Here is a 13,453-nt window from a genome sequence, read left to right on the forward strand (position 1 = left end):
TGCGATAACATGTTAGCGCAAACAATCACTCAGGGTCAAAGGCTGGTTGCCAGGGGTTTTTACGGAGTTTGGCTAAACAGATCAGTCCGCCGGGATCGCGGAAATGCAGGGAAAACAGGCGCTTATTGCGTGGAATGGCACGCGCCGGGTGGCGCAGCCGCACAGAGAGGGATGCAAGTGCCCGGTTTCTGACCGGGCTCCCGTTTCATCAGAGTGTTCGTCAGGCGCTGCCGCGTCGCACGAGTTGATGCGTCAACACAATCTTGGTGGCGGCATCTTCGACTTCGTTGATGCGTGCGAGCAGCATCTGCGCGGCCGTCGCGCCCATTTCGTCGGGTTTGGTTCTGACCGTGGTCAGAGACGGCGTGATCATGGCCGCGAGTTCGTAATCGCCGAACCCGCAGATGGCAAGCTGCTCAGGCACCTTGATGCCGCGCCGGTTGCATTCGAGGATCGCGGCCAGCGCCATCGTGTCGGCGGAGAAAAAGATCGCGTCGGTCATGGGCGCGTCGCGCAGCACTTCATCGAGACCGCGCACGCCGTCGCTGGCGTTCATCGGCAATTGCAACTCCACGCGCAGAACAGCGGGCAGTTTCGCTTCTTTCACGGCTTTGCACAGACCGAGATAACGGCTCTGCGCACGCGAGTCCTGCGCGCTCGCGCCGCCGACGAAAGCAATCTGTTTCGCACCGCGTCCGCACAACAGTTTGCCCACGTCGTAACCGGCCGTGAAGTTCGAGAAACCGACGGCCATGTCGATGGGCTCGCCATCCGTGTCCCAGGTTTCGATCACTGCCACGCCGCTTTCCTGCAGCAGCGAACGGACCTTCGCGCTATGTTGAAGACCCGTGAGTATCACGCCCATCGGGCGGCGTTCGAGCAGGCTTTGAACAATCGCCTCTTCGCGTTCCTGCGAGTACTCGGTATTGCCGATGATCACCGAAATCTTATGCGGTTCGAGCGTATCGATCACACTCTTCACCTCGGCCGCGAACGCGGTGCTCGACAGCGTCGGAATAATGACGGCCACCACCCGGCTCGAAGCAGAAGCGAGACTGCGCGCCGCCTCGTTCGGGATATAGCGCAGCGCCTGAATCGCCTCTTCGACGCGGCGCCGCGTCTTGTCGGTAACCAGCGACGAATTGGAAACGACACGCGAAACAGTTTGCGCCGACACACCGGCGTACTCGGCCACGTCGAGCATCGTGACCGTGCCAGTGGAGCGGCTTTCTTTCTGGGGATTTTTTGTTTTCATAACGAGAGCTTGTTACGTGCTGCCCGTTAGTCTAACAAGACGGGACGCCTCGACTCAGCGGACTTCAACATGGCCTCGACGACCTGCACCGAGCGCATGCCGACCAGACCCGAACCGCAATTCTCGACCGGCTTGCCGAGACACAGATCGACGAATGCGTTGACCGGCTCCGCGCAGGTGTAAGCGCCCGATCCGGCTGCGATGTCCATCTCTTCATCGTCGCCGTCGACGCGGCGCAGCCATAAACGCTCACGCTCCACGTCGAGCAGCAGGCAACCCTCCGTCCCGAACAGGCGGATATCCACCTGGAACGGCGAGCCGGGCGGCAACGAGGCCGAGCCGGAGATCGAACCGGTCGCGCCCGACGCGAACTGCACCGCGAGCGCGTTGTACAGGTCGGTGCCGATATCGGACAGCCCGAGCGTCGCGAACACCTCGCGCGGCGCGAGGCCGGTCACGTAGAACATCCCGCCCAGCAGATGCACCAGTTGACCCCAGCCGTATCCGCCGCTGCCCTTCGTCGTCCATGTGGCCGATTCGGGACGGAACATTTCGTTTTCGGTGCCCTGAAGCTGTCCGCCGGACATCAGGTCTTCGATCGGTGTGGCCATTTGCGCGACCACGTGCCGGATCGTGCCGATGCGTCCGTCGCTCACCAGTTGATGCGCCCGTCGGAAATACGGCTGAAAATTCCAGCCATACGGCACGAGAATCTGCCTGTCGGCCTGCTTCGCCACGTCGATCAGTTCGTTCGCCTCCTGCGCCGACGTCGCCATCGGCTTCTCGACCATCACATGACAACCCCGGCGCAACGCCGCCTTCGCATGCTCCGCATGCATCCGGTGCGGCGACGCGACAATCACCGCGTCCAGTTCCGGCAAATCGAGCAACGCACGGTAGTCTTCGAAAGCATGCTCGAAGCCGAAGGCTTCTTTCACTTGCCGAAGCTCTGCCTCGCCGGGCCGCACCACCGCCGCCAGCTCGACATCCGGCCGCCCCTTGAGCACCGGCAGGTGATTGGCGACAGCCCACGAACCCGCGCCGATCAGCCCCACGCGAAGCTTCCTGCCAAGCGGTGCCGGATTATTCATGGCCGGCTCCCGGCGTGAACGGCGCACGGTCGATCAACGCACGGAACTTGTCCGGCACCGAGATCGCGGGGTCCTTGAAGTAGGCCTTGTAATCGACGCCCGCGACCAGCGCGATATTGCCCCACGGATCGAGTGCGCCCGAACGCACGATCACCTTCGCGCGCTGTGCGAGAGAACCCACGGTCTCTTCGTAAGTGACGGACGCGAAATCGCGCTCGTCGAACCACTTTCTGAGCGACGCGAACAGCGGCTTGTTGTGCTCCGCGACCTCGGCGGCGAACATCACCTTCTCGACGATCAGTTCGGGCGCGATCAACGCGTAAAGCTGTTCGAGTGTCGGCAGATTGGGACCGATCGCGAGATCGATGCGCCACGCGTCGCGCGGAATCGGGAAGCCGGCGTCGACGATCATCATGATCTGGCCGTGCCCCATCGACGCAATCGCTTCGGAAAGCTGCTGGTTGAGAATGCCGCTTCGTTTCATGTTCTGGCTCCTTCAGGGGTGAATGCAATCGCGCGATCCAGCTCGGCGTGCGACACGGGGTCCACGTATTCCTGAGCCACGCGCCCGTTTCGGAACAGCACGATCCTGTCGGCGAGGTTCGCCAGTTCGAGCGAGTCCGACGACGTGAAAATCACCGCCGACCCCGCATCGGCGATCTGCCGCAGAATGCGATAAATCTCCGCCTTTGCACCGATATCGACACCGCGAGTCGGATCGTCGAGCATCAGGATCTTCGGTCTCATCACGAGCCAGCGAGCCAGCAGCGTCTTCTGCTGATTGCCGCCCGACAGCGACGTGATGGGGTTCAGCAACGACGACGCGCGAACCGCGAGGCGCTTGATGTTCTCCAGAGCCGAGGCTTTGCAGACGGCCAGGCTGGTCGAGCGCATCGCCCGGTTGGTCGCCTCGGCATTGCCGAGCACGCTGGTGAGCGGCAGGATGCCGTCGAGCAGACGGTCGGCCGGCAGATAGCCGACACCGTGCCGGATCGCTCTGCGCGCCGACAAGCGCCCCAGGCGCCGGCCATTGATATCGATCGCGCCGCTCTTAGGCTGCTGCAAACCAAAAATATGCTGGAGCAGATCGGACGGACCAGCATCCGGCAAGCCGGCCAGCGCGACAATTTCCCCTTTACGCACCGTCAGCGACGCGCCTTGCAGCCGTTTGCCGACGAGGTCGGTCACTGCCAGCAGCGACTCGGCCTGCGCTGCCTGCGCAGTCTTCGCGGGGCGAACCGGAAAGAGTTCGGCCGGATTGCGTCCCAGCATCGCTTCCACCACGGTCTCGTGGCTGAAGTTGGCCGCCGGACCGCTCGCCACCAGCCGGCCATCGCGTATCACCGAAATGCGGTCGGCAATCGAGAAGATCTCGGCGAGTTTGTGCGACACGTAGATCACCGCCACGCCCGTCGCCTTGAGATGCTGGACGGTCTGCAGCAGGCGGGCCGCTTCGACCGCGTTCAGCGCGGAAGTGGGTTCGTCGAAAATGATGATGCGGGCTTTCCACGTCAGCACTTTCGCGATCGCGACGAGTTGCTTGTCCGACGTCGAGAGTTGCCCGACCCTCGCCTCCGGCGAAATCGTCGCCACCCGCAACTCGCCCAGCGCCCGGCTGGCCCGTTCAGCCATCTCTTTCTTCGAGGGCTTCGCGAGGCCGCTGTCTTCGATGCCGAGCGCGATGTTTTCGGCCACCGTCAGATTGTCGAACAGGTCGAGTTCCTGGTGGACCACGCCGATCCCTGCCCGAAGCGCATCGCGCGGGGTGGTCAGGTTGAGCGGCACGTCTGCTTCGCCCAGCATGCCGCCCTCGCTCGGCCGATGCACGCCGGCAATCAGCTTGATCAGAGTCGACTTGCCCGCGCCGTTCTCGCCGAGCAACGCATGGACTTCGCCCGCTGCAAAATCGATGCTGACATCGCGCAGCGCCCAGAAGCTGCCGAACGATTTGCCGAGCGCCTTAAGGCGAAGCGCGGGGGGTGTCATCGTGTTGTCCGCGCTCGCCGACGAGGGGCCGTTCACGTCACTCGGCTGCATGTTGATCCACGCTCGCCCGGTCGATCACCTGGACGCCCGTATCGGTGTGCGAGTCAGGCATCTTCGCGCCGGTGAAGATCTGGTTCAGCACGACCACGGCGTCATGACCCTGACGCTGCGGATTCTGTGAGATCGTCGCCGTCAATGCGCCGCCCTTGATCAGATCTTTGGTTTGCGGCAACAGGTCCGAGCCGACCACCGGAATCTTGCCGGCCAGGCCATTGCGTTGCAGATACTGGCCGATCGCCGGGAAGCTGCAGCAATCCAGCGAAACGATGCCGGTGACATCCTGATGCGCAAGCATCGCGTTTTCGATCGCAGCGTAGATCTGCTGCGGCTCGTTACTCGTATTCACCAGTCCGACGATGGCGATGTTCGGATATTTTGCGAGCGACTGGCGCAGCCCCTTCTCGCGATCCTTCGACCATTCGGCCGCTGCATCGACGGTGAACACCAGCACCTTGCCCTTCTGACCCATGTGCTTGACCAGCGTGTCGCCCATCACCACGCCCGAATAGGCGAGGTCCTGTCCGACGAAACTCAGCCGATGCGAGGCAGGATTGTCCGTATTGAACGTGACGACCGGGATGCCTGCAGCAATCGCCTTGTTGATCACAGGCGCAAGCGCATCGGTCGACGACGACGATACCGCGATGCCGTCCACGCCCTTGGTGATCCAGTTCTCCAGTTCCGCGACCTGCTTCTCGGCGCCGCCGCCGACCGGCCCCGTGAAGACCGCGTTGACGTTGAGTTCCTTCGCCGCCAACCCGACGCCCTTGCGCATCGGAGCCGCGACCGACAGCGCCGGATCGTGATATGAAACCACGAAGGTCGGCTTGGTTTTGGCCGCCGCCTGCGCCTTGATGGCGGGCGCAAGCTGGAAGTTCGCGTCGGGCGTCGCCGCGCTCGCGCCGGCCGACATCAGGGTCATCGCTGCTGAGAGCAGCACTGCGCACTTCGATACGAATGTCATGGTGTCTCCTCGTTGGATCAGGATTTCATTTCTTGGATGAAGTGACGCCGCCGATCAGAGCAGCGACCAATACGACGACGCCGATCAGCGTCGTTTGCCAGAAAGGTGTGACGCCGAGCAGGATCAGGCCGTCACGCACGACCCCGATCAGCAGCACGCCGAGCAGCGTTCCTACAACCGACCCTTCACCGCCGCCGAGCCGGGTTCCGCCGATGATCACGGCGGCGATGACGTCGAGTTCGAGGCCGGAGCCCGTGACGGCCTGGACGTTCTCGAGAAAGCCGAGGTTGATCGTGCCCGCGAAGGCCGCGAGCAGCCCGGCCAACGCGAAGGCCAGGATCTTGGTCCGCGCCACCGGCACGCCGACGATCTTCGCGGCGCGCGCATTGCCGCCCACCGCAAAAATGTGGAAACCGAAGGTGGTGCGGTGGAGCAGCGCGTAGCCGATTGCCGCAATGACGATCAGCACCAGCACCTGATTTGACAGATGACCGATCAGGCTGCCTTGCGCGAGCGCCTTGATGATCGGCGAGATCGACTGATCGGTCGGCAGCGACACCGACATGCCGTTGCTCATCACGAGCGTCGCGCCGCGGATCAGATACAGCGTGCCGAGCGTCGTGATGAACGACGGAATGCGTCCGACCACCGTGATGGCCCCGTTGAGCATGCCGAACACCACGCCCAGCAATAAGGTCACGACGATTGCCACCGGCTCGGGCACACCGTGGACGAGCATCATGCCGGCCGCCATGCCGGAGAAGCCGTACAGGGAGCCAACGGAAAGATCGACTTCGGAGATGATCAGCACATAGGTCGCGCCGATTGCCAGCACGCCCAGCAGGGAGATCTGCCTGAGCAGGTTGAGAATGTTAATGCTGGTCAGAAAGACGGGACTGGCGAACGCGAACAGCACGCACAGGCAGATCACTGCTGCCAGTACGCCCGCCTCCCGGGATGCCAGAAAGCTCCTGAACGCGCTCGATATGGGCGAGCGGGCTACTCCATTGCTGGTCGCGTACATCATGTCTCCTGTTTTTTTGGAATCTGTTTCCGGCGGACCGGTATGTCTGTCTATGTGCGCGCAGCACTGCGGCAGCAGGTCGTGCCAATGCCGTCATCTCCTGCCGACCACAAAAATGGCAGCGCAAACATTCAATACAAATGTTATCGCAAACAATTTGCCGTGGTCAACGGTTTGTTGAATTCTGGGCCGCGTGCGAAGGCGCCTGATGGGTTCGTTGGGCATGAACGTTTTTGAGCTGCCGGTAAGAGCCGGCGAAGGCTCCGCCCTCTCTCCCTCACTCATCAAAAAGCCTCCCACCAGGGAAAACCTTGCCTTTTTTCGCATCCCAACTTCGTTGACTAACTTTCGAGTCGAAACTAAACTCCTTCGAAACGAAAGTAACGCAACCGAAGAGCGGAGACATGCTGGCAAGCAAGAGTTCACTGAAAAGACGGCTGCAGATTGTCGAGATGGTGCGCAAGCGCGGCGAAGTGACCGTTGAAGAACTGAGCCAGGCGTTCGACGTGTCCAGCGTGACGATCCGTAGCGATCTGACGTATCTCGAAGAGCAGCGCTATCTGGTGCGCTCGTTCGGCAAGGCGCGTTACCTCGCGCAGCGTGCCGACGAAAGCGTGCTGACGCCGCTCTCCGATTTCGCAACGCGCAAGGCAGGAGAGATGTCGGTCGCGAGGCTCGCTTCGGATTCGGTCGGCGACTATGCGTCGGTGATGCTCGGCGCAGGCGACATCGTCCACAAGCTGCTGCCCCTGCTGTCGGATCGCGCCAACCTCGCGCTGCTGCTCAACGACATCGCGATGGCACAAACGGCTCAACGCTTCATCCATTGCGAGTTGCAATTGACAGGCGGGCATCTCGACCAGAACAACACCGTGCTGACCGGGCCGGACGCCGAACGCTCGGTCAAGACACGTTCGCTCGATCTTTGCATTCTTGAAGCGACCGGTCTCGACGTAGACGGCAACCTGCTCTGCGCGGACCCGGGCCTTGCGCGCGTCTTCCAGGTCGCAGTCGCCACCGCGACCCGCTGCATCGTGGTCGCGTGGCAACCGCGCCTGTCCGAACGCGACGGCCACGTGTTCTGCAATCTCGCGGACCTCGACGGCGTCGTGATCGATGACGGCATCGACCCACCGACCATGGACCTGTTTCCCAACAAGCAACTCGACTTGTATCGACGAGAAAACGGAATTCTCGAATTCCGTCGAGCCACGCATTAATCCAATCAAAGGAAGAGACATGACAAAGCGCACTTCATTCACGGCAATGCTGTCCGCCATCGCAGGCGCCACGTTGATCGCGGCTTCGCCCGCGGCTCATGCGGCCGACGTGAAAATCGGCGTGTCGCTGCTGACCCAGCAGCATCCGTTTTACGTCGCGCTGGCTGACGCGATGAAGCAGGAAGCGGCCAAGGATCACGCACAACTCGATATTTCGATCGCGAACCAGGATCTGAGCAAGCAGATTGCCGACGTCCAGGACTTCGTGACGCGCAAGGTCGATGTGATCGTGCTCTCGCCCGTCGATTCGAAGGGCGTCAAGGCCGCCGTGCTGACTGCCGAACACGCAGGCATCCCGGTGATCACCGTCGATATTCAGGCGCAAGGCGTTGAAGTCGCCTCACACATCGCGACGGACAACTACGCCGGCGGCCAGAGCGCGGGGCAGTTGATGTGCAAGGTGCTGGGCGGCAAGGGCAAGGTCGGCATCATCGACTATCCGACCATCCAGTCGGTGATCGATCGGGTGAACGGCTTCAAGAAGGCGCTCGGCGGCTGTCCGGGGGTGCAGGTCGTGGCGGTGCAGCCGGGCATCACGCGCGCAGACGCGCTGAGCGCCGCGCAGAACATGTTGCAGGCGCATCCCGATCTCGACGGCATTTTCGGTTTCGGAGACGATGCGGCGATGGCCGCGGCGGTAGCCGGCAAGTCGGCAGGCAATCACGTCAAGATCATCGGCTTCGACGGTATGCCCGAAGCACGCGCCGCCGTCGACAAGAATCCGAACTTCGTCGGTGTGATCCGTCAGTATCCGGAAAAGATGGGCGCGCTCGCGGTCGATACCGCAGTCAAGGTCGCCGGTAAGCAGACGGTCGCGAAGACGATTCCGGTGACGCCCGGCGTCTACCTGCATGAAAACGCCAAAGAAGCCGCAAAATGAGCGTTCGCGCTGACGCAAACCGGCCCGGTCCGGGCCGGCCATCATCGCCGAGCGGCGTGGCGGACGCGATCCCTGGCGCCGCTAGCCTGCGTCCCGAAGCGGTCGCACCGCTGCTCGAACTGCGCGGAATCGCGAAGTCGTTCGGGCCGGTCGAGGCGATCAAGGATGTGTCGCTCAAGCTCCGGCGCGGCCGCGTGCACACACTGCTCGGCGAGAACGGCGCGGGCAAGTCCACGCTGATGAAAATCCTCGCGGGTGTCTACCAGCCAACGCGCGGCGAATTGCTGCTCGACGGCCAACCCGTTGTGTTCAGCCGCCCCGCCGACGCACAGCACGCGGGCGTCTCGATCATCTATCAGGAACTCAGCCTCGCCGCGAACCTGAGCGTCGCGGAGAACATCTTCGCGGGGCATGAGCCGCGGCGTTTCGGCGTCGTCGATTTTCGGGAATTGACGCGCCGCACGCATGAACTGCTCGACGAACTCGGCATCCCGATCGACCCGGCTGCGTCCGTGTCGAAGCTGTCGATGGCGCAGCGGCAACTGGTCGAAATCGCCAAGGCGCTCAGCCGCGATGCCGATCTCGTGATCATGGACGAACCGACCTCGTCGCTATCCGATCGCGACGCCGATCTGCTGTTCGACATCGTGATGAAGCTGAAGGCGCGCGGCAAGGCGATCGTCTACATCTCGCACCGGATGGACGAAATCATGCGCATCTCCGACGATATTTCGGTCATGCGCGACGGTCGCTACATCGCCACCGAAAACAAAACCGACACGACCATCGGCGCGCTGATCACGTTGATGGTCGGCCGCGAAATGAGCGACGTCTATCCGCGCCGGGCCACGCCCTACCTGCGCGGCGGGAAAGCGCTGCTCGACGTGCGCGGACTGACGCTCGACACGAAATTCAACGACATCTCGTTCGACGTGCATCCGGGCGAAATAGTCGGCTTCTTCGGCCTGATCGGCGCGGGCCGCTCCGACGTGATGAACGCGCTGTTCGGCATCGGGCGTCCGTCTGGCGAGATCGTGATGGACGGCAAACGTCTGAAGTTGCGCTCGCCGGAAAACGCCATCTCCGCCGGCATCGCCTTCGTTACTGAAGACCGCAAACATCAAGGTCTCGTGTTGATGCACTCGATCGCGCAAAACGTGACGATGGCGAGTTTCGAGCGCAAAGGCTCGCGTTTCGGCATCCTGCGCAGCCGCTTCGAAAGCGACGAAACGGCCAGTGCGATCACGCAGATGAATATCAAGGCGCACGGTCCGTATCAACGCGTCGGAGACCTCAGCGGCGGCAATCAGCAAAAAGTCGTGTTCTCGAAATGGCTCGCGCTGAAGCCGAAACTGCTGATCCTCGACGAGCCGACACGCGGCGTCGATGTCGGCGCCAAATTCGAAATCTATCGTGTGATTCGTGAACTTGCCGCAGCGGGCACCGCCATCGTGCTGGTGTCGTCCGAATTGCCCGAGGCACTCGCGATGAGCGACCGCCTCGTGGTCATGCGCGAAAAGCGGATCGTCAAACAGTTCGACACGGCCGGGCTCACGCCCGAAACCGTCATGTCGTATGCAACGGGAGCCATGCAGTCATGAAATCCACTTCTCTTCAGGCGGACCCGCAAACCGGCAAGGATGGCGACGGCAAGCGAAGCCCGTCGGCGGGCCGCGGCGCGCTGTCGCGACTCCTGCGCCAATACGGCGGCATCGTCTGCGGTCTGATCGCGCTGTGCGTGCTGTTTGCGCTGCTATCGTCGAATTTCCTCGCGCTGAACAATCTGCTGAACATCGTGATGCAGGTGTCGATCATCGCGATTCTCGGCTTCGGCATGACCTACGTGCTGCTGCTCGGCGACATCGACCTGTCGGTCGGCGCGGTGATGGCGCTGGTCGGCGGAATCGCCGCGTTCGCCATGCAGCACGGCTTGCATCCGGCGCTCGCGGTGCTCGCTGCGATGCTTGCAGGTCTCGCGCTCGGCTGGATCAACGGCGCGTTGTCCGCGATGCTGACGATCCCGTCGTTCATCGTGACGGTCGCGACGATGGGCGTGTTCCGCGGCTTCGCATATATCACGTCGAACGGTCTGCCGATTTCCGTCGACGACGACCGCTTCGCCGCGCTCGGCAACGGCACACTGCTCGGCATCGCGTTTCCGATCTGGGTGCTCGCGGCGTTACTGCTGATCAATCACTTCGTTCTGTCGCGCACCGTGTTCGGACGCAAAGCCTATCTGGCAGGCGGCAACCGCGAAGCCGCGCTGTATTCGGGCATTAACGTCAGCCGCCTGCGGATCGGCATTTTCATGATTTCGGGGCTGATGGCGAGCATCGGCGGCGTGCTGATGACGTCCCGCCTCTACTCCGCGCAACCGAACGCCGGGATGGGCTACGAACTCGACGCGATTGCTGCGGCCGTGCTCGGCGGCACCAGCCTGAGCGGCGGCTACGGAACCATCATGGGCACGCTGATCGGTGCGTTGATCATCGGCGTGATCAATAACGGCATGAACCTGCTGAGCGTCCCCTATTTCTACCAACTCATCGTGAAAGGCGTCGTGATTCTCGTCGCCGTCTGCATCGATGTTCAAACGAAGAAGCGCCATGCCTGATCTGAAAAAAACTTCCGCTAGAACGGACGGTGCCATCCTGACAATGGGCGAGATTCTCGTCGAAATCATGGCGACCGAACGTGGCCAGTCGTTTCGCCAGCCAGGCACGCTGATCGGGCCGTATGCGAGCGGCGCGCCGGCCATTTTCATCGACCAGGTCGCGCACATGGGCAGCCGCTGCGCGATGATCGGCTGTGTCGGTGCCGACGATTTCGGCACGCTGAACGTCGAACGCCTGCGCCACGATGGTGTCGACGTGTCCGGCATTGCCGTGATCAAGGACGCGACGACCGGCAGCGCGTTCGTCACCTATCGGGAAGACGGTGAACGCGACTTCATCTTCAACATCACGAACAGCGCGTCGGCACGCTTTTCGGTGGCGAATATCCGCGACGAACAGTTGAAAGACTGCAGCCATTTTCATGTGATGGGCTCGTCGCTGTTCTCGTTCAGGATCATCGAAGCGATGAAAAAGATGATCGAGACGGTCAAGGGACAAGGCGGGACAGTCAGCTTCGACCCGAACATCCGCAAGGAAATGCTAAGGATTCCCGAGATGCGCGAGGCACTCGATTTCATCCTCGACTACACCGACGTGTTCCTGCCGAGCGGCCACGAAGTGACGCTGCTGGCAAGCGCGAGTTCGGAGCGCGCGGCGATCGACGAATTGCTAGAGCGCGGCGTGCGGGAAGTCGTCGTCAAGCGCGGCAAGGACGGTTGCAGCTATTACGACGGCACACGCGAGATTCACCTGCCCGCATTCGTAGTCGACGAAATCGATCCGACCGGCGCGGGCGACTGCTTCGGCGCGACCTATATCGCGTGCTGGTCGCAGGGAATGAGCATCGAACAGTCGTTGCGCTACGCGTGCGCGAGCGGCGCGCGTGCAGTCACCGTGCGCGGCCCGATGGAAGGCACCGCGACGCTGGCGGAACTCGATGAATTCATCGCGAAAACGGAGATTCACCATGTCTGACATCGTCTCCCGTCTGTCGAACGGACATCCGGCCGCTGCATCGTTGAAGGGCATTTATTCGATCTGTTCTGCGCACCCCTGGGTGCTCGCGGCCGCGATGGAACAGGCACGCGAGGACGGCACGCCGCTGCTCGTCGAATCGACGTCGAACCAGGTTGACCAGTTCGGCGGCTATACCGGCATGAAGCCCGCGGACTTCGTTCGCTTTGTCCACAGCATCGCCGACGACACCGGCTTTGCGCGCGAGCACCTGATTCTCGGCGGCGATCACCTCGGCCCTAACGCGTGGCGCCACCTTCCTGCCGACGAAGCGATGACGCGCGCCGATACGTTGATCGACGCGTACGTGTCCGCCGGTTTCACGAAGATTCACCTCGATACCAGCATGGCCTGCGGCGGCGATCCAGAGCGGCTGTCCGACAGCGTGGTCGCCGAACGGGCGTCGCGTTTGTGTGCGGTCGCCGAGGCCGCCGCAGCGCGGTTGGGCAATGGCCGCCCGCCGGTCTACGTGGTCGGCACCGAAGTACCGGTGCCGGGCGGTGCAAGCGAAACGCTCAATACCGTCGATGTGACCAGCCGCCTCGCGGCGCTCGAAACGGTCGCGGTACACCGCGACGCGTGGCGCGCGCGCCAGCTCGACGACGCATGGCAACGCGTGATTGCGCTAGTGGTGCAGCCAGGCGTCGAGTTCGATCATACGAAGGTGATCGACTACCGGCCGGAACTCGCGACCGGTTTGTCGGAGGCGCTGAAGGACCTGCCCGGCATGGTCTTCGAAGCGCATTCGACCGATTACCAGAAACCCGAAGCGCTCGATGCTCTGGTACGCGACGGCTTCGCGATCCTGAAAGTGGGCCCGGGCGTCACCTTCGCGCTGCGCGAGGCGCTGTATGCGCTCGCCGATATCGAAGCCGCGCTGTTGCCCGATCTGCTACCCGACAGCGAGCGCTCGGGGCTGCGTGACGTGGTTGAAGCGGTGATGCTGCGTCGTCCGGGAAACTGGGAAAAGTACTATCACGGCGACGCGCGTACGACGCGCCTGCTGCGCACGTATAGCTATAGCGATCGCGTGCGCTACTACTGGGCCGATCCTGAAATCGATGCAGCCGCGCACAAGCTGCTGAGCAATCTGGCCAGCGTAACGATCCCTGAAAACCTGCTGAGCCAGTTCCTGCCGACCCAGTATTGGGAAGTGCGGCGCGGTGCTATCGACGGCTCGCCCGAGAGCATTGTGCGCAGCAAGGTGCGCGAAGTGATCCGCGCTTATGCGAAGGCTTGCGGCGTAAAGCCGGTGTGACATCGCGGGATAGCGGCACCGTCTTC

General features: G+C 62.5%; 12 protein-coding genes. 6 read left to right on the forward strand and 6 right to left on the reverse strand.

The annotated features are described in order from the left end of the window. Positions 1-220 precede the first annotated feature (220 nt). Genes ABH945_RS34825 through ABH945_RS34850 form a run of 6 tightly spaced genes read right to left on the reverse strand, consistent with a single transcriptional unit; the run spans position 221 to position 6,383 of the window. Positions 221-1,255: a LacI family DNA-binding transcriptional regulator gene (locus tag ABH945_RS34825; RefSeq protein ID WP_429253683.1), complete on the reverse strand. Its 1,035-nt coding sequence runs from the start codon at positions 1,253-1,255 to the stop codon at positions 221-223. Between the two features lie 26 nt (positions 1,256-1,281). Then, on the reverse strand, positions 1,282-2,346 hold the full coding sequence (locus tag ABH945_RS34830) for a Gfo/Idh/MocA family protein (RefSeq protein WP_074771255.1): 1,065 nt from the start codon (positions 2,344-2,346) through the stop codon (positions 1,282-1,284). Further along, positions 2,339-2,830, reverse strand: a complete 492-nt coding sequence (gene rbsD / locus ABH945_RS34835) for a D-ribose pyranase (protein ID WP_074771254.1) — start codon at positions 2,828-2,830, stop codon at positions 2,339-2,341. The genes ABH945_RS34830 and rbsD overlap by 8 nt, the downstream gene beginning before the upstream one ends. Beyond that, positions 2,827-4,383 carry a sugar ABC transporter ATP-binding protein gene (locus tag ABH945_RS34840; RefSeq protein WP_429253684.1) on the reverse strand — a complete coding sequence of 519 codons (1,557 nt, stop codon included), beginning with the start codon at positions 4,381-4,383 and terminating at the stop codon, positions 2,827-2,829. The genes rbsD and ABH945_RS34840 overlap by 4 nt, the downstream gene beginning before the upstream one ends. After that, complete coding sequence (locus ABH945_RS34845; RefSeq protein WP_074773047.1) at positions 4,370-5,356, reverse strand: sugar ABC transporter substrate-binding protein; 987 nt, start codon at positions 5,354-5,356, stop codon at positions 4,370-4,372. The genes ABH945_RS34840 and ABH945_RS34845 overlap by 14 nt, the downstream gene beginning before the upstream one ends. A gap of 25 nt (positions 5,357-5,381) precedes the next feature. Next, complete coding sequence (locus ABH945_RS34850; RefSeq protein ID WP_074773044.1) at positions 5,382-6,383, reverse strand: ABC transporter permease; 1,002 nt, start codon at positions 6,381-6,383, stop codon at positions 5,382-5,384. A 401-nt stretch (positions 6,384-6,784) separates the two neighbouring features. Between ABH945_RS34850 and ABH945_RS34855 the strand changes: the two genes are divergently transcribed. The 6 genes from ABH945_RS34855 to ABH945_RS34880 are packed head-to-tail and all read left to right on the forward strand — an operon-like array spanning position 6,785 to position 13,427. Continuing rightward, the gene (locus ABH945_RS34855) at positions 6,785-7,600 is read left to right on the forward strand and encodes a DeoR/GlpR family DNA-binding transcription regulator (RefSeq protein WP_429253685.1); all 816 of its coding nucleotides are present in this window, start codon (positions 6,785-6,787) and stop codon (positions 7,598-7,600) included. Between the two features lie 19 nt (positions 7,601-7,619). Beyond that, entirely contained in the window at positions 7,620-8,540 is a 921-nt protein-coding gene (locus tag ABH945_RS34860) for a substrate-binding domain-containing protein (protein ID WP_429253686.1), read from the forward strand. Next, positions 8,537-10,141 carry a sugar ABC transporter ATP-binding protein gene (locus ABH945_RS34865; RefSeq protein WP_429253687.1) on the forward strand — a complete coding sequence of 535 codons (1,605 nt, stop codon included), beginning with the start codon at positions 8,537-8,539 and terminating at the stop codon, positions 10,139-10,141. The genes ABH945_RS34860 and ABH945_RS34865 overlap by 4 nt, the downstream gene beginning before the upstream one ends. Next, positions 10,138-11,154, forward strand: a complete 1,017-nt coding sequence (locus tag ABH945_RS34870; RefSeq protein ID WP_429253688.1) for an ABC transporter permease — start codon at positions 10,138-10,140, stop codon at positions 11,152-11,154. Before ABH945_RS34865 ends, ABH945_RS34870 begins: the two co-directional genes overlap by 4 nt. Continuing rightward, positions 11,147-12,130, forward strand: coding sequence for a tagatose kinase (locus ABH945_RS34875; RefSeq protein ID WP_074773032.1), 984 nt, complete (start codon positions 11,147-11,149; stop codon positions 12,128-12,130). The genes ABH945_RS34870 and ABH945_RS34875 overlap by 8 nt, the downstream gene beginning before the upstream one ends. Then, on the forward strand, positions 12,123-13,427 hold the full coding sequence (locus ABH945_RS34880) for a D-tagatose-bisphosphate aldolase, class II, non-catalytic subunit (RefSeq protein ID WP_074773028.1): 1,305 nt from the start codon (positions 12,123-12,125) through the stop codon (positions 13,425-13,427). Before ABH945_RS34875 ends, ABH945_RS34880 begins: the two co-directional genes overlap by 8 nt. The last annotated feature ends 26 nt before the right edge of the window (positions 13,428-13,453 follow it).

It is taken from the genome of Paraburkholderia sp. GAS333 (assembly GCF_050435665.1).
GTDB classification, from domain to species: domain Bacteria; phylum Pseudomonadota; class Gammaproteobacteria; order Burkholderiales; family Burkholderiaceae; genus Paraburkholderia; species Paraburkholderia fungorum_A.